The organism is Brevibacillus sp. HB2.2, from assembly GCF_013284275.1.
Lineage (GTDB): Bacteria > Bacillota > Bacilli > Brevibacillales > Brevibacillaceae > Brevibacillus > Brevibacillus brevis_D.
Genome location: NZ_JABSUV010000019.1, coordinates 48,161 through 65,235 on the forward strand (window position 1 = coordinate 48,161; position 17,075 = coordinate 65,235).

Below are 17,075 nucleotides of genomic sequence, written 5' to 3' on the forward strand. Positions count from 1 at the left end.
GCCAAACAAAAATGCACAAGCCGGCATGAGTCCAATAATAAAAAAGGATACCGATTCTACGAAAATAATACTTTCTAAAAAGATATTTTATCAAATAGAGCATCCTCTACACAAGTAAAGGGAGTTGCCAATAGCAACTCCCTAGTCTTATACGAATGAGAATGTGTAAAGTTTCGTTATTTTGGTTCAATCAATCCATAACGCCCATCATTGCGGCGATACACCACACTGACGTCATTGGTGTCACTGTTTTGGAAAACGAAGAAGCTGTGTCCCAGCATATCCATCTGCATGACCGCTTCCTGTGCATCCATCGGCTTCAGATCGAAGCGTTTGGTTCGAACGATATCGATGTCTATGTCGATATCATCCTCATCCACATCCGGGATCATGACTGCTACTGGCTGACTTTCACGCTGTGCGATTCTTCCAGTCGAATCCACTCGAAGTTTCCTCATCAGCTTCGTTTTGTGTTTGCGAATCTGGCGTTCCAGCTTTTCTACTACCAGATCGATAGCAGCATACATATCTTCGTGCGTTTCCTCCGCTCGGATAATCACCCCACTCAACGGGATCGTTACCTCGATCGTGCCTTCTCCTCTGTGTACATGCATGGTGACTTGTACTTCTGTAGGCTGTGGAGTTTCAAAATATTTTTCCAGACGGCCGACTTTCTTTTCGACATATTCTCTAAGTGCAGCGGTGACTTGAATGTTTTCTCCACGAATGTTAAATTTCATGGTTCCAACCTCCTTCCGTCTATACATACGTATTCGCCACCTCTGTAAATAATCCTTCCACTCAGCTTAAAAAAATCTTTGCAAATCTTTTACAAACCATCAATATCCGACATTATTTTACCAATACTTACTAGATTCCCTATGCTATAATAGGACACGTAATCATCCCATCCTATATCGCGGTCGTACATCGCACTGGAGGAGTCCTCATGGCAGAGGTAAAACCTTCCCATTCACTTATCGGAACAACGCTCGCTCAAGACATCTACAATGAATACGGGCTGCTTTTACTACCCGCTGGTGCAATCCTTCATCTTAGTGATATACGACTACTAGAGGCCCACCAGGTAGAAGCCGTACACGTTACTACAGACTCGGAAGCACCCGAAATGCCCTTTCCTCTCCTTCATTGGAGTGAATCGGAGGCTGCAAAGGCCTATATGGTGGCCGTACAAAAAACCGAGTATTTATTTAACCAGCTCGCAAATGGGGGTACTCCCAAACTGCAACAATTTAGCGACGCTGTTCACCCTATGCTCGATCAAGTTCTTCATCACATGAGATTTCTGCGCTTCATTTATTTGAATGAAGGAACAGAAAGCTATACGTATCGCCACTCCCTGCATGTAGGTATCGTGGCAGCTTTAATCGGAAAAATCTTAGGATTGCCGCAACGTGATGTTCATTTTTTGGGCCTTGCAGGTCTTCTTCATGACATCGGCAAGATGAAAATTCCCGATGAGCTACTGTCCAAGCCAGAACGTTTGACAGACGAAGAATATACGATAATGAAAAAGCATACCGTATACGGCTACGAGCTTCTGCGCACCATGGACGATGCCGACAACTTGCTGGCACAGTGCGCCCTGATGCACCACGAACGTTGGGATGGAAGTGGATATCCTCTCGGACAAAAAAAAGATGGCATCCCTTTTGAATGCCAAATCATCAGTGTCGCAGACACATTTGATGCGATATGCACAGATCGCGTGTATCGGAAGGGAACCTCTCCCTTTGAAGCCGCGAATGTGCTGTGGGAGTCAGCTTGTACAGGCCAATTAAACCCGACGATTGTGTCTCGTTTTATCCACTACATTATCTTACTTTACGTCGGCTCCCATGCGCTTTTGAACAATGGCGACCACGTCGAAATCATTATGATTCATACTGATGAGCCGATGCGCCCTCTCGTTCGTAGAGGGGATGAATTTATAGACCTGAGACTCCAGCGTTCGCTACGCATTCAAAGAATGATCAGTTAAACACGCGGAAAAAACGAATCCCCCTGTCCGATTAAGGAATCAGGGGGATTTTGCTATTGTTTCGTTTTCACAGGCTCACTCACTACCGTGTGGAATATTTTTTCTCTAGTCCTCGCACGACTACACGGGACAAGAACAACGTAAGCACCAGGTAAACCGCCGCCTCCGTTAGATACGGAGGGTAGCGCTCAAATGTACTTTTCGCCACGTTCATGGCTGCGTAGTTTAATTCCGGTGTCGCGATTACTGCCAGAAGAGATGAATCTTTCAAAAGAGCAATAAACTCATTTCCGATCGCAGGCAGCATTCGTGTAAACGCTTGTGGAAGTATAATTTGGCGCATCGCAAGGCCCTTGTTCATGCCAAGTGATCGTGCCGCTTCCATTTGCCCCGGATCAATTGATTGGATGCCGGCCCGAAAGATTTCCGCCATATAGGCAGCCGCATTGAGTGAAAGCGCAACGAAGCCTGAATAAATCGCTTCCGGGCTACTCGCTCCCGGATACAGAATACCCCAAATCGACGGAATCACTGCAAAATGAATTAGCAAAATTTGAACCAGCATCGGAGTTCCCCGAAATAGCTCTACGTAAATCGAACAGGTCCAACGTAAGATTCGCTTGGAGGACATTTTGCCCAAGCTGATGAATAACCCCAAAAATGTTCCGCAAACCGTAGCCACTGCCGTTAGTAAAATCGTATTCATAATGCCTCTGATAAACAGTTCACGGTAGTCGTAGATGACACTCCAGTCCAATGGCTCATCCTCCCTTCTTCCTGTCAGCAAGCCAAGCTGCGAACAAACGCCGGCTACGTCGAAAGACGCACCCGGCCATTTTGCTGCCTACTTATTGCCAAAGTACTGGGTGTAAATTTCCTGCAGCTTTCCATTTTCTTTTATCTTTTTCAATCCGTCGTTGATTTTGTTAATCGCATCGGTATTGCCCTTTTTCACGATAATTCCGTAAAATTCCTTTTCAAAGGAATCATCTTTTATCAGCTTAAACTTCTTATCTTTTACTTTATTCACGTAGTATGACAAAACGCCATTGTCGCCAATCACTGCATCGACTCGACCATTAAAGAAGTCATCGACGGAAGATGGCATATCATCATAGCCCTTCAAGCCTTCATACGTATCTCCAAACGCTTTTTTGACCACTTCTTCACCCGTGGTCGCAGCTTGAACCCCGATCTTCTTCCCTTTCAAATCTGCCAGCTTCGTCACTGGAGAATCTTCCGCTACCAGAATGAGTTGATTCGCTTCAAAGTAAGAGTCCGAAAAATCGTATTTCTCCTTGCGCTTCTCTGTAATCGTGATAGACGAGATCCCAATATCAACCGTCCCTTTGTCTAGTCCATCAAAAAGCGGGTCCCACCCGGTGTTTTTCCACTCGATCTTGAATCCGCCAGCTTCCGCGATCGCGTTCATCACATCGATGTCATGGCCACTAATCTTGTCAGCCTCAAGCATTTGGAACGGTGGATATGCCGCATCTGTACCGACTACGTACACCTTATCACCCGAACCACCACTCGATCCGCCACTACCAGACGTTTGCTGACCACCCGATCCACAGCCTGCGAGGAGTACCCCCACACCGACGACCAACGCGAGCGATTTGAACCAATTTGTCCCGATACGCATCTCGAAATCCCCCTTGTGTCTCTCTATCTGCCCGTTTTGTCCCCAGCAATGTCCACATGGAAATTACGGATTTTTTGCGTTCTCCACAGAGTTATCCACATTATCCACATACCCTTGTGCACAAGCTGGGCATAACTATTTTCCTGTATATTCTGCCACTTTAGTACGAAAGTAAGGGGAACGAAATGGGAAAATAAGTATATCTAGCAGCAAAAAAACAGGATTCATATATACGGGATATAGTTCTATCCTGCATATAAAAATCCTGCTTTTATCTGAAAATAATGAATTATTCTTTTTCCCCCAAAATCACGATCTCTACCCGGCGATTCTTCGCACGGTTCTCCGCGTTGGAGTTATCCACAAGCGGTTTGTACTCGCCCAAGCCAGCCACTGTAAAGCGAGACGCTGGTAAGGAGTTAGCATCCACCATTTCACGCATGACAGAGATCGCGCGCGCTGAGGATAGCTCCCAGTTGGATTGGAAGGAGCTGCGAGATATCGGCACATCATCTGTATAGCCCTCGATTCGCACCTTGTGCTCAAAGCGCTTCAAAACCCCTGCTACCGTCCCGACGACTTGCTTCCCTTGGGCCTGTAGGTCTGCCGAACCACTCGTAAACAAGATCGTTTCCGGCAAACGGATACGCAAGCCTTCTTCGGTCTCCTCGTAGTCGAGATTCAGCTCAGCCAAAGCGGAGGATAGCTGGTTGCGTACCGTCTCCATATCGCGCTCACTCGAGTCAGTCATGCCCATCGGCCGCTTCGGCACGTTTACGGTGTCTTCGGAGCCTTCTTTTCCTTTTTCGCCCTTGAGCTCCTTCTGGCGAGCCTCCAATTGGTAGACCTCTCGCTGCAGCTCCAGCTTTTGCAGGTTGAGCAGGTCAAGACTCTCATGCACCTTCTCCAAGCTCGCTTTTTCTTTTTGGACATCTTCCTTTTGTGACTGAATGCTCTTCGTCTGTGTCGCCGCAATAATAATCACGATTACGAACAACAGTGTAATCAGGTCACTGTAGCTAAGCAGCCAGCTTTTTTCTAGCTCTTTTTCGTCGTATAACCGGTCGTCATGCATAGCGGTCCTGCCTTTCAATCGTGCCCTTCATGCTGCCTGCTTCTTTAATCAGCACCAGCTTTTGGTCACCTGGCAAGAAGGAGTTCAGCTTTTCAAACAACAAGCGTGGTGTCTCCATGCGCTGGAGACCGACACAACCTTCGATGAAAAGACGCTTTTCAAACATTTCCCGGTCGTACAGATCCATCAGGCGATAGTAGCATGGCAGCGCGAACAAGTTCGCCAAGAGCGCGCCATACAACGTCGCCACGACCGCTGCACTCAGGCTGTGTCCGGTCAAGGCCATGTCTTCGAGCGACTTCAGTACACCCGTCATCCCCAAGAGCGTACCGACCAGCCCCATCCCCGGTGCCAGCAAGCTGATCAGACGGAAGAATCCTGCTGATTGTTGGTAGCGATACTGCTCTCCCTTGAGTTCGTTCTCCAGGATCAGCCGCAGCTCTTCTTCGGGAACACCCTCGACCGCCAGTAAGCATCCTCGCTGGATAAACGAATCGGGTTCTTGTTGCAGCTCTTTTTCGAGCGCGATATAGCCCTGTTCCTTCTGGACGAGCGCGTAGTAGTAGAAGCGCTTGATCGTTTCTTCGACGTTGCTTTGTCGGCCATGGATGAGCAGGCGCCAGATTTTTTTCAAGTCGAGATGCTTACGTTTGACTGCGTAGGACATGACTACGGAGAGCGCAACTAGCTCGACGGCGGTTACGTTGAGGAGATCCGATAAGGTTCCGTTTAGGTAGACCGCGTGTATGAAGATGAGGAGGACGGCTCCGATTAAGACGAGTGAGCGGCGTTTTGTGGACAAAAGTGATTCACCTTCCTAGTTTTTCAGCAAGTTGTTCTTAAAGTATAGCAGATGGTGGAAAAAAGATGAGAGAATAGAGTCATGGTTATAGTGAAGCTTGGTATAAAAAATGTCGATAATGATAAAGAAAGTAATTCTAGCAAAAGAGGTGATCATCTGTGAATGCCGTACAATTAAAGCAAGCTGTTACTATTAGCTTGACGAAGCAAGTGCAGGAGACTTCGCAAGCGCAAGCTTCCATCATGTTGGAGGGTTTTGCTAAGACACAGCAAAATATTCAAGCGGCTCAGGCAAGTCATCCAACGTTGGGTAAGGTATTGGATATTAAAGCTTAAGTCTGTAGACCGGGTTACTCCGGTCTTTCTTTATTTTTATAAATAGGAGTGTTTATTTTGGCAAAGGATTACCAGGTAAATTGGTCTGCACACCCTAACATCTACAACGATTATAGTGAAAGAACGTTTAATTTTTACTTTTCCGAACCAGAGGCTGGAGTAAATCCAGAAACTGGTTTATTGCTACTAATAGCCGGATTTGGTGGCAATGCTAATTCGAATGTCTATAAGAAAATGCGGAGAGTGTTTGCAGATCAATATAACCTTGTTACTGTACAATGCGATTATTTTGGTCAAGAGTTCATGCAGGGTTATCAATCACCACAATTTAACCTTACTCCGAAAGATATGGAACCCGTGTTTACTCCAGATGAAATTAAAATGATCTATAAGGAAGGTTTTAATCCATCGCTATTCTTAGACATAGCAAGCAAATATCATATCGGAGTGGCTGCATATGAAAAACTAAACGAAAGTATGGAAAATTTTAATGATATGGGAATAATGCAAGCCCTGGATAACATCACCGCTATTTGCTACGTCATCCAAATTCTTAAAGAAAATAACTTAAAGTTTAACCCTAAAAAAACGATTATTTATGGCCACTCTCATGGAGCTTATCTAGGTTATTTATGTAATGCATTTGCGCCTAATCTTTTTCATCTATTAATCGATAATTCATCATGGCTATTCCCCGCTTACTTAAATAGCGAGCGCCTTTTACGCCATAAAATAGGTAACATGCTATTAGACATTGCTTTCAAATACGCAGCTTCTACAATTGATTACGATCCAGAAATTCTTCACTTACCTACTCTTTATAAGAAGTTTCATAATTTCTGTGAGATACAATCTTTCCATGGTACTACTGACAATTTAATTAGTCATATTAATAAACAGCAGTTTTGCAAATCACTGAAGAATTGTACATACCATGAAATTTCTGAAGAAAAGCTTGATGGGATCACCTTTCAATCAACAAATCATGGTTTGGACGCAGATTTTCTAGCTCTATTTGATTATGTGATGAAAAATAAGTCCTTTGAAAAATCTGATGAGTTACAGTTAAATCCTATTCATTTTCAAACGAAAACTCGTAACTATCTTTTCGATTACAGTTCCGGTATTCCCTTACTATACAAGTAACTCAATAAACGTTTAAATGGGGCTGTCAAGATTTTGGTGTAATATAATCAAGCAGTATTTACAGATGCCGCTTATATATAAAACAAACGTGTATAAAGGTAATACCTGTCGCCCTCAATACACGTTTGTTTTTGTATCACGAGATACTTTACTACACCAATTATATTAATATCATTGTCTACTCAACAATAATATATGAAGGTACAGTAGCAAATTTTGATCTTCTAATTTGATACTTGTTTATACCCAATACCTCAAGTAATGCCAGAGTTTCTCCTGGGAAAGCAGGATAGTTAAGCTCATCAAAAGCGATAATACTTCCTTTTGTAACACGCTCCATAATTAGTTCCAAACACGCTTTTGTTGGCTCATATATATCAAAATCAAAGTATGCCAATGAGATAATGGTCTCCGGATGTTCCTCCAGATACTTCTTTAAAGTTTGGGTAGCATCACCTTTAACCAGTTCAAACTTGTTAATATGATTTAAGGGGCTTAATTTTTGCCTTGTGAATAATAAATTTTCTAAGTACTCCTCATACCCTTCGGTAACAGCATATGCACCTTTTTTAATGATACTGTCAGTACCATCTTTTTCGTTTACAGATGGAAAACCTTCAAATGTATCAAACCCTATAATTTTTCTAGTATAGTTATATGGTTCATATATACCCCTTAACGCCTCATAGATTGCAAGGTTGGTTCCCCAGCGAACACCAAATTCCATAATCACACCATTTACATTTAAAATCTGCTGAAAAATATCATTTAGAAATAGCATGCGTGATAACATTTGTCTATGAACATATAACCCCATATGATCGATCATTTCAGTTTTGGGGATTGGGCTATTTATAAATAAATCTAGCAATTCCAACCGAGTCTGTTTCTCATCCTCAGCATATCTTTGAAGAAACTCTATTTTATTCATCTTGTATCGTCTCCTTTATACATTGGTAGTATATTGTTCTATTACGGTATTAATACTACTAGATCTATTAGGTGGTAATTGTACACAGTCAATTCTATTGATCCAAAACTCATCATTTCCGTTCATCAATCCTGGATTAACAGTAAATCCTCTTTTAAAACCGTTTTCTAGTAATATCGGTGTTAATTCATTTCTCATTCTCTCGCGCATATTCCCACCTCCAAAGGCGGGTGTATACCATTGTGAATTAATACCCAATGTTTCCTTTAAAAAAACTTTGCAAGGCATAATTTCATTCTTATAAAATTCATGTGGATTTCCATCGTAAGGTGCATGATGGTGGCAATGTACTCCTATCGCCATCCCTGATTGAGACATTTCCTTCAAATCTGCTATATTCAAGTAAAAATTATTAATGAATGATAAGCTATCCGGGAAAATAGTCTTAAAAATAGATTCTAATACTTCCCGTGATTCTGACTGCGATAACATAAAATTCAAGACATACTTATTGAACCTTCTTAACCTATTTGTCTCATAATGATATATGCTGCTCTCTTCTTCCACATTAGAAACATCATATCGAGAAGAAAGTAACTCCCAAACTTCTTCGTCAGTCTTAAAGGAAAGAATCACATGAACTAGATGAAAAATAGGGATAATGCCAGTTAACATAGGGCCCGACATAACTGTAAAGTACGCAGGTATACCCTTTCTTTTCAAAATATCGTAAGCATAAACATATTGATCTCTTGTTCCATCATCAAAAGTAAGAACGCACCGGGGTTTCACTGACTTTTTATTTAATTCGTCAAGGTGAACTATGTTGTGTGTTTTACTGATTAGATCAATCTGTTTTTCAAATTCCTCTGGTAGTAATGGAAAAATACCGTTCCATCCACTCCTTGGACGTACATAGTGATACATTACTGCGAAATCCATATTTCACCCCAGATAATCATTCTTCACTCCATTCACTAGGTAAGGGCCATATATTTGGTCTATCCATGTCACAATCTGATTTAACAAAATAAGTATCGTTAATGTCGAAATTAAGGGTTTCCCCCAATTCGTTCCTCACTTTCCAAGTGAAGTTTATTGGGTTGACCTTATATCGAAATGGTTGAAACAGACCTGCCAAACCGTTTAATGCGGGAGTATAGTCATAGTTCTGTTTTCTAAAACCAACCTTTAGCAGTAAATGTTCCAACCGATTCGTACTAATTTGAAAATCAGCTGCTACACATCCCATATCTCTTGCCCAGTTCAATATTCCTCCTATAATTTTTATGAAATCTGGATCTATAAAGCCACTCCAAACCTCTTTATTGGCCGGAATTAATTCAATGATACGTAAAATTTTTGTACCATGTATTTCTGGGTCATTCGGAGAATATGCTCGATCCACCCGAATTACTGCAACACCCTGAAATTCATTTCCGAAATATAAATATTTATATCCATTACTGTTCTTATAACGCCAATCCCAAAAAGAAGCATTTCTATGTTGAGAAAAACGAAACTCTCCAATAATACTTCTTTTATACAGTGCCTCTAAGTCTTCAGCCCTTATTTCACGATTGGGTGTCTGTGTCTTTTCAGCAGAGATATTTTCTAAGATTTCATTAACCCACTGATCTATTTCCTCTGTATTTACCTGTTCTTGAAGTAGTAGCTTGTATTTATTGGAATTTAAAGGTAGTACATACCGATTAAGATTTTCTGAGTAGGAGTATCCCATTCTTTTGTACATCGGGACCACATTTAAATTACAGCCAAGAGTAAATGTAACCTGCTTTTTCTTTTCCGTTTCTTTTAAAAGTAATATACCTAGCCCGCTGTTTCTATACTCTTCATCTATTACCCACATAGTCAGACCAGCACCCTTTTGTACTGTTCCATCTACGTCATAAAAGCTCGGGATATTTCCTAAAAACCCTATTATCTTCTCTTCCTTTAGTACAAGAAATGAATCTGTTACTTCCTCTTCCTCTATCCGATACTGCCAATTAAAAAGTGACTTGTCATATATAGCATGCTGAACTGCCCAATTTTTCTTGAGAAATTGAACTAACGGATCAAAAAAGCTATCCTCATACGGAATGATCTTCAATGGAAGGCTTCCTTTCTAATAGTTCGAATAATCCCCATACTGGATGGAATACCCAAGCGATTTTTCGGCCTCCAAATGCTACAGCTGGGGTAGGATTTTGAATCACCTTGAATTTATGAGAAATTGCGTGGAGTAATCCTTCATCAATATCATCAACTTCAAAACAAAGATGGACCAACTTATTCCCCTTTTTAATGCTGTTTTGTACAGGAGAGTCTTCAGTAGTTGGTTGTATTACTTCAACATGACAATCTCCAATGTTCATAAAGCCAACTTTTACACGTTGAATTGAATCTTCAACCATGTTTAAGTTACCAATCAGAGATTGTTGTGTATTAGATATAGCCAGCCCAACATGATGAAAAGTTGCAGAAGGTCCAAAAAAGCTTGCATTAACCATACAATTTCTCTCCTTACTTATTCCGATGTTTTTTAAGGAGATCCATAATTCCTTGAATTGTCCGGATTTCAGCAATTTCCTCAATACCTATTGAGACATTAAATTCAGATTCAATTTCCATAATAAGATTTAAGTGGTTAAGCGAATCCCACAATACAAAATCATCCTTGCTTGATTGTAAAGTAACACTTTCTAAAGGAGCCTCAAAGAGTGTAGCTACCATATTTTGTACCTTGGTGAAATCATCCATTAATTTTGCACCTCGTTAATTACATTGATAAAATCTGGACTCGATACTTTATTTATGTCTAATAGATAATTAGATGAATCAGTATACTTATCCTTAATAAAATCAAAGAATGGTTGATTTTTGTCTGTTTTTTGATACCTAGCTCTTACTGAGTCAATATTCATTTTCTTAATTTTAGACATGACGTTGAATAACAATGCCTCTTCTATTTTTTTCCCCATTACTCTACAACTCATGACAAAGTCAACGATTTCCGCTTGATTATTGGATACTGAAAAGCTTATTAAGGCAGTTATACCAGAATCTCCGAATTTATCTTGCACTTGGAACACATATACTTGATTTTGATTAAAACTGCTCCAATTCCAGTACTCTTCTTCTGTGTATCGATTCGTAGCCATATTGAATTGGTTAGTTTTATTCAAAAGCTGGACTGCACGTGTCAAAAGATTTTTCTCTAACGGAAGTACTTTAACAATAATATCCAGGGATTTTAACCAATCATCAATTGATGACGCATTTGAAAGACTTATTTTTCGTTCAGATTCTTTTTGATACATTTCTGTTCTAACTCTGTCTTCACGAGTAATTTCAATAGTTTCAAAGCAATCAAGCATACGAATAAATGTTGGATACGCCGTATAATCCTCAGGTAAATCAGGAGTATATATCTCTGGGAATGCCTGCTTTACTCTTTCTCTTTCTGTAGGATTATCATCTAAAAAAACAACAGACTGCAGACCAATATTCAATTCGTTTACCATTTCTGCGATATTCTCCGCCTTATCCTTCCAATTAATCCGATAGGCTGAGAAGTCGGACATTCTCAATATCATTTCCGGATGATTCTCTATCATTTCTTTTGCAATGCTCTCATCATTTTTACTGCTTATGGCAAGTAAAATTCCACGTTCTCTAAGTTTTTTTAGTTCCTTCTGAAATTGAATGAAGCTCTCTCCAATGGGATTAATTCCACCTAAATTAATATTATCAATCCCATCATCTCCGATAATACCTCCCCAAAGAGTATTATCCAAATCACAAATAACTACCTTTTTCGTTTTTCCTTGAAATGCTCGAATGACAGACTTCATTTCATAAGCAGCTTTCTCAAAGTAATCTCTGGAGTAGTTAATTTTCCCAAGTGCGAACATTTTATGGTCAAAGCTTTTCTTTTGCAAAGAATTATACCAATAGTTGGAATCCAATAGAACGATATGATTGTAGTTACTGAAGTGTTGAGCTAAGCGGAGGTTCATTTGCATTAATATATTGGTATGTCCTACATTATGTTTAAGAGCAAGAGTCTGAATCTCTCGATAATGAGGTGGCATTGACCAAGAAACAACAAAAGTAAGTTTGCTTCTTTGACTAGACTCTATTATATTACTTGCAAAGTAATCGACTTCGTCCATTAACGAATTGATTTCAAATTCCTCATAACCCAATACTTTTTCAAAAGATGGAATACTTCTTTCGGGGGTTGTCCACACGATTAATAGCTCATTTTCTTCTTTCCAGACACTGTGGTGTGGATCCATTAATATCTGTTGGACTTGATTATAAGGCCCTGTCTTCGCCTCAATAAAAGGAGTGGTTGAACGATCTGACAAAAATCTCAGAATAGGGTCAACAATAGTATCTGCTAGTATTAGTGCTTTAACATCAGGCATAATAACACTCCATTGAAGTTAAAAATTATGTTTCAGGCATCATCGGCTATTTCAAATATCGGTAATTCTAGTGGTAAGCAAAATAGGTCAATTGTATTAAACTTAAATCTTCATTCCCTCAACTATTCTAAGATTACGTTAACGTAATCTTAGTCTTACTTAAACGTAAGAAAATCCCCTCCGATAGAAAGCGTTACGTTTATCTTTTCAGACAGCCGCTTATCACTCTCTATCGTAAAGGGATTATATTACGTCCCACTTGTTCCTATTTTTTCCGGTCAAAAAACGCTCCGTATCCATTTGGTCCTGCATCCTGATAAGAATTCGTAACCATCCTGCTACGTTGAACATTGTTCAATTTTTTTTGGATCTCTTGCTTGTGTCCCTCTATCAGGGGAAACAGTTTTTGATTGATGGCAAATACTTGCGAGAGTAGTTGACGATTGGAATCTGTTAGCCTATCCTCCAGCCCTTTATCTTGCAGCAATTCAATGAGCTTTTCCCTCTCATCCAAAATCGCCAACCACTCTTCTGGCTCCGAGTCATCTTGCATCACGATCTCTTCTAAACGAAGGGTCTCCCTAAGCAAACGTTCCAAGAGTTCCTCAATTGTCTTTTCCATCGTTTGCTCCTTACCCTTGTGATTTCGCGAGCTGCATGGCCTCTTTCCATGTGTCGCGGAACTGGAGGAATAAGCCTTCCACTTCACTCAGTATCTCTATATCTTTACGCATATTCGCTTCAATCGTACGGTGGAGCATATATTCATAGAGCTTAATGAAGTCTTTAGAGATCGTATAATCGCTATTCAAGGTAGACATCAGCTCATATAAAATATTTTGCACTTTGAGAGATGCTTCGTGTGCTTTTACTACATCCTTTTCCTCGATTGCGCCTTTGGCTTGTTTAATAAACTTAAGTGCCCCATTGTATAACATCAAAGTCAAATCAGCAGGAGTAGCGGTCGTTACCTGATTAGATTGGTATGTCTGAGCAGCATTTTGTAACATCTGCATCACTCCCTATTATCGTTGCCCTAACATTTGTGCGAACCAAGAGCCTTGGGACTGACTTTTGGACATTGCTTTTTCCATAGCAGAGAATTGCTTCCAGTAGCGATCTTCGATTAGCTTTAGGCGATCTTCCCAGCGATCGATTTCTTCAGATGTTTGTTTAAGTTTCTTACCCAGGCTACTGTCATCATAACCGCTGCTAACGGATCCCGCCTCTTTGGTTACCTTTTCCATCACCTTACTCAGTTCACTATATAGCCGCTCAGCTACCCCACTTTCTTTGTACTTTTCAGAAGTGGTTCCTGCACTGCTAAAGTTTGTAAACAGTTTCAAGACATCTTCACCGTTATTACGGATTGATTCTCGCAGTTTTGTCTCATTAATATACAGTTTTCCATTTTCCTGATAAGCATTCTTCCCATTTGGTGGGCCCGTAATTCCCATTTGAGAGAGTGATAATGATTTGTCCGCAGCTACTTGTACAGGTGTGCTGAGAGCTCGTCTAAGTTCATTTAAACCGCTTGACAGAATTGGATCACGCAAAAGAATTCCACTGCGCGCCATTGTTTCCATTTTTTCAGCTGTTTTTTCTGGTAAGGCTTCTTTTTCCTCGTCTAGTAACGGTTGATACCCCTTATATTTTGGCTCTGATATTTTCTTATTGATTGTCTCAATAATGGCATTATATTTGTCTACAAAATCTTTAACTGTGTTGAATATTGAATCTTCGTCTGTTTTGGAACTAACCGTAATGGCTGCATTCACATTTGTCTGTTTTAGTGTAAAATCAATACCGTCATATTTAAATGTGTTAGTTGCAGACGTATATTCCACACCATTAATTTTGAATTTTGCTGGGACACCTGCACTTCCTGATGTATAGGTTTTGTTAGCATCTAAGTTCAAGCTGTTATTTGTACTGACTACATCAAAATCCTTCCCATCTTCAGCTGTTAAAACGAGCTTTTTATCGAAAAAACTCGCTTTCACTCCTGATTTTGAGTTATTTATTTTGTTCACAATACTTTCAATAGAGTCAGTACCACCTGCAAAAGTAAGAGGCACCTCTTCCATTGTGCCATCTCCATTTGTATCTTTCTTAATTGTTAATGTAAAGTCAGGGCCTCCAACTGCTGCTTTAGGGTCAGTAACAGTTGTCAAAAACTCAGCTCTTGCAGGTGTGCTAGCTTTAGCCAATGATTCTACTTCAACCGTATAAGAAGGTAACGAAGGAGTCCCAACCACCTTTGCCGAAGCAATACTGTCATTATCTGATGCAACCGCTTTTTTAGTGAAAGTGCTTGACATCCTGAGATTTTTCATTGTATTTTGCAAATCAGCAAAAAGGGAATTCATATCACGATAAGCATCCCGTTTCCACTCAACAGAATACTTATTTCGCTGTAATCGATTAACTGGCTCACGCTGTGCTTTCATTAAATCCTTAATCATTTTCTCCGTGTCCATTCCGGATGCCATTCCAGTCATACGTATACCCATAACTATTACCCCCTATCTTTTCTCATCAACGAGTAACCCGATCATTTCGTGCATTTTCGCAACCATATCCATCATTTTTTTTGAAGGAATTTCACGCACAACTGTATTATCGATGTCACTTACAACTTGAACATAGTACTCATTTAACTGCTCATGTAATGTGAATTTGAGATGAGTTGTGCTGGATTGCATAAACTTGTTCAAACTCTCTACTTGCCGTTCCATATCACCCTTAGAAAACTGCTTCTCTGTATCAGAAAGGGTCTTTGTTTCATTCTGTTGCACTCCAAGTTGGTTTCCAGTTCCCCCTGCAACCTTCTCTACATATGGCATTTTTCCGTTGCCAGCCATGTTACTCCCTTGGATACTCACAACCTTACCTCCCCTAATGGTTCCCTTTACCATAAGTATCGGAAAAAAACCTAGGACAGTTTACTTAGTTTATCGCGTCTTTTTTTCGTTCATGATGGTTTCAGCGAAAGTAAAATCAAATTGTGTGTCAATATCAAATGAACGTTCTTTTGGCATGACAAAACCTATCGTCTCTGCTTGTAAATATGTACGAGTTTGCTGCAACCAGGTTGACCTTGCAACATATACAGCACCGTTAAGCACATAAACATCAGGTGCATCTTGCCGTCTTAATACAGGCTGCTCCGACTGAAGAACGGGCAGGAGTCCATTTGTTTCTGAAAGGTGGTACATCCAGTATGGTGATTTATCTGTAAGGGTAACAGAAACGCATGCGTTTGCTCCTTGTTTTACACAATGCTCAAGGCACGCATCAATATCTTCTGTTATTCGCAGTGGTGAAGTTGGTTGAAGCAGTATCGCATAGTCATAACCGGGTAGCATTTCCATAGCATGGAGGACAGGGTCTATGCCTGGAGTATGATCTTGTGCGAACTCCGATGGTCTCAAGAAAGGAACCTCGCATCCCCACTCCCTTGCAACTTCTGCAATTTCTTCATCATCTGTCGAGACAATCACTCGATCAATGTATAATGATTTTTTAGCCGCTTCAATCGTCCAAACGATCAACGGCTTGCCTGATAACACTCGAATGTTTTTCCTAGGAACACCTTTGGATCCACCACGGGCAGGTATTATGGCAAGCACTTTTTTATCGTTGATCATCCAAAGACCTCCGCAAACTCCATATTTGCTCTCTCAAAGTCAGCCATTCTCCCAATATCAAGCCAATACTCCCGGATTGGAAATGCAATCGTTTGCTGTTGATTCTTCACTAGATGATCAAATAAGCTCGGCATGTCGAAGTATTGGTTATGAGGTATATTATCAATTGCGTCTGGGCTTAGTACGTAAATACCCGCGTTGACAAAGAAGCGTTGAGTCGGTTTTTCTTCAATAGAAGTAAGTCGATATTGGTCTAACCTGACTACACCATAAGGAATTTGATGGTCATATTCCCTGACACACATCGTCGCTTGAGCTTGATAGGTTTTATGAAAATCAAGCAACTGTTCAAAATTCACCTTGGTTAATAGATCCCCATTCATGACAAAAAATGGCTCACTCGGTTTTTCTGGTAACAAGCTGAGTGCCCCGGCTGTACCCAATGATTCTCTTTCTTGTAAATACTGGATGGAGATACCCCATTTTGAACCATCTCCAAAATATTCTTGTATCATCTCTGCTTTGTATTTAACCGATATGTAAAAGCGATGGAAACCTTGATCGATAAAACTTTGCAGAATGGTTTCCAGCAATGGCTTATTCCCTACTGGGAGCAATGGCTTCGGACAGTCATGTGTGAGCGGATGGAGCCTTGTTCCTAACCCTCCTGCCATCAAAACTACCCAGTTGTCTTTCTTTGTTGGACGCAATAATTCATTTAAAACTTCTACATGAACAATTTTCCCATCCTCATCTACAATAGGAATTTGATGAATCTTTTTGATCTTCATGAGTGCCAAAATGTTCTCACGTGTTTCGTAAGGAGAAGCCACTGTTGGAAATGAATTCATAATGAGAGAAATCGGGTCTTGCAGAGCTCTTCCTTTTAGCAAGCCCCTGCGTATATCACCATCAGTTACTGTCCCTAGCAACCTATCGTTTTCATCTGCCACCAACGCTATCTGTCTAGCACTTTTGTCAATGATTTCCAAAGTATGAAGAATAGGCGTTTGTGGTGATACTAGCAGCTCTCTCCAGTCCATTATTCGT

General features: G+C 40.6%; 20 protein-coding genes. 3 read left to right on the forward strand and 17 right to left on the reverse strand.

What is annotated here, in order from left to right:
* Positions 1-176: 176 nt before the first annotated feature.
* Positions 177-740, reverse strand: coding sequence for a ribosome hibernation-promoting factor, HPF/YfiA family (gene hpf / locus HP401_RS15295; protein ID WP_007718201.1), 564 nt, complete (start codon positions 738-740; stop codon positions 177-179).
* 209 nt (positions 741-949) lie between these two features.
* Between hpf and HP401_RS15300 the strand changes: the two genes are divergently transcribed.
* Complete coding sequence (locus tag HP401_RS15300) at positions 950-2,002, forward strand: HD-GYP domain-containing protein (RefSeq protein ID WP_173605607.1); 1,053 nt, start codon at positions 950-952, stop codon at positions 2,000-2,002.
* 82 nt (positions 2,003-2,084) lie between these two features.
* Here the strand turns inward: HP401_RS15300 and HP401_RS15305 are convergent, their stop codons facing one another.
* The 4 genes from HP401_RS15305 to HP401_RS15320 all read right to left on the reverse strand — a co-directional run bounded on the left by HP401_RS15305 (position 2,085) and on the right by HP401_RS15320 (position 5,527).
* The gene (locus HP401_RS15305; RefSeq protein ID WP_064200463.1) at positions 2,085-2,759 is read right to left on the reverse strand and encodes an amino acid ABC transporter permease; all 675 of its coding nucleotides are present in this window, start codon (positions 2,757-2,759) and stop codon (positions 2,085-2,087) included.
* 87 nt (positions 2,760-2,846) lie between these two features.
* Complete coding sequence (locus HP401_RS15310) at positions 2,847-3,650, reverse strand: basic amino acid ABC transporter substrate-binding protein (RefSeq protein WP_173605608.1); 804 nt, start codon at positions 3,648-3,650, stop codon at positions 2,847-2,849.
* A gap of 289 nt (positions 3,651-3,939) precedes the next feature.
* Entirely contained in the window at positions 3,940-4,725 is a 786-nt protein-coding gene (locus HP401_RS15315) for an OmpA/MotB family protein (protein ID WP_173605609.1), read from the reverse strand.
* The gene (locus HP401_RS15320) at positions 4,718-5,527 is read right to left on the reverse strand and encodes a motility protein A (protein WP_015893541.1); all 810 of its coding nucleotides are present in this window, start codon (positions 5,525-5,527) and stop codon (positions 4,718-4,720) included. Before HP401_RS15320 ends, HP401_RS15315 begins: the two co-directional genes overlap by 8 nt.
* Positions 5,528-5,685: 158 nt before the next feature.
* Between HP401_RS15320 and HP401_RS15325 the strand changes: the two genes are divergently transcribed.
* Entirely contained in the window at positions 5,686-5,862 is a 177-nt protein-coding gene (locus HP401_RS15325) for a putative motility protein (RefSeq protein ID WP_143276643.1), read from the forward strand.
* Positions 5,863-5,910: 48 nt separating this feature from the next.
* Positions 5,911-7,008, forward strand: coding sequence for a DUF2920 family protein (locus HP401_RS15330; protein WP_309145130.1), 1,098 nt, complete (start codon positions 5,911-5,913; stop codon positions 7,006-7,008).
* A 178-nt stretch (positions 7,009-7,186) separates the two neighbouring features.
* Here HP401_RS15330 and HP401_RS15335 read toward each other — a convergent pair whose 3' ends face one another.
* The 12 genes from HP401_RS15335 to HP401_RS15390 form a co-directional block, all read right to left on the reverse strand.
* The gene (locus HP401_RS15335; protein WP_173605611.1) at positions 7,187-7,939 is read right to left on the reverse strand and encodes a TylF/MycF/NovP-related O-methyltransferase; all 753 of its coding nucleotides are present in this window, start codon (positions 7,937-7,939) and stop codon (positions 7,187-7,189) included.
* 15 nt (positions 7,940-7,954) lie between these two features.
* Positions 7,955-8,881 carry a polysaccharide deacetylase family protein gene (locus HP401_RS15340; RefSeq protein ID WP_173605612.1) on the reverse strand — a complete coding sequence of 309 codons (927 nt, stop codon included), beginning with the start codon at positions 8,879-8,881 and terminating at the stop codon, positions 7,955-7,957.
* A gap of 16 nt (positions 8,882-8,897) precedes the next feature.
* On the reverse strand, positions 8,898-10,052 hold the full coding sequence (locus tag HP401_RS15345) for a GNAT family N-acetyltransferase (protein WP_173605613.1): 1,155 nt from the start codon (positions 10,050-10,052) through the stop codon (positions 8,898-8,900).
* The gene (locus HP401_RS15350; protein WP_087341636.1) at positions 10,033-10,452 is read right to left on the reverse strand and encodes a VOC family protein; all 420 of its coding nucleotides are present in this window, start codon (positions 10,450-10,452) and stop codon (positions 10,033-10,035) included. Before HP401_RS15350 ends, HP401_RS15345 begins: the two co-directional genes overlap by 20 nt.
* A gap of 13 nt (positions 10,453-10,465) precedes the next feature.
* Positions 10,466-10,702, reverse strand: a complete 237-nt coding sequence (locus HP401_RS15355; RefSeq protein ID WP_087341638.1) for an acyl carrier protein — start codon at positions 10,700-10,702, stop codon at positions 10,466-10,468.
* Entirely contained in the window at positions 10,702-12,375 is a 1,674-nt protein-coding gene (locus HP401_RS15360) for an HAD-IIIC family phosphatase (RefSeq protein ID WP_173605614.1), read from the reverse strand. The genes HP401_RS15355 and HP401_RS15360 overlap by 1 nt, the downstream gene beginning before the upstream one ends.
* Positions 12,376-12,640: 265 nt before the next feature.
* Positions 12,641-12,997: a flagellar protein FliT gene (locus HP401_RS15365; protein WP_173605615.1), complete on the reverse strand. Its 357-nt coding sequence runs from the start codon at positions 12,995-12,997 to the stop codon at positions 12,641-12,643.
* Positions 12,998-13,007: 10 nt separating this feature from the next.
* Complete coding sequence (gene fliS, locus HP401_RS15370) at positions 13,008-13,385, reverse strand: flagellar export chaperone FliS (protein WP_173605616.1); 378 nt, start codon at positions 13,383-13,385, stop codon at positions 13,008-13,010.
* Between the two features lie 15 nt (positions 13,386-13,400).
* A complete protein-coding gene (gene fliD / locus HP401_RS15375) occupies positions 13,401-14,888 on the reverse strand; it encodes a flagellar filament capping protein FliD (RefSeq protein WP_173605617.1) in 1,488 nt (495 codons plus the stop codon).
* A 12-nt stretch (positions 14,889-14,900) separates the two neighbouring features.
* On the reverse strand, positions 14,901-15,260 hold the full coding sequence (gene flaG / locus HP401_RS15380) for a flagellar protein FlaG (protein ID WP_016742353.1): 360 nt from the start codon (positions 15,258-15,260) through the stop codon (positions 14,901-14,903).
* Positions 15,261-15,329: 69 nt separating this feature from the next.
* Positions 15,330-16,025 (reverse strand): acylneuraminate cytidylyltransferase family protein, encoded by a 696-nt coding sequence (locus tag HP401_RS15385; protein WP_173605618.1) that lies wholly within the window; start codon positions 16,023-16,025, stop codon positions 15,330-15,332.
* Positions 16,022-17,068, reverse strand: a complete 1,047-nt coding sequence (locus tag HP401_RS15390; RefSeq protein WP_173605619.1) for a nucleotidyltransferase family protein — start codon at positions 17,066-17,068, stop codon at positions 16,022-16,024. The genes HP401_RS15385 and HP401_RS15390 overlap by 4 nt, the downstream gene beginning before the upstream one ends.
* Positions 17,069-17,075 lie beyond the last annotated feature (7 nt).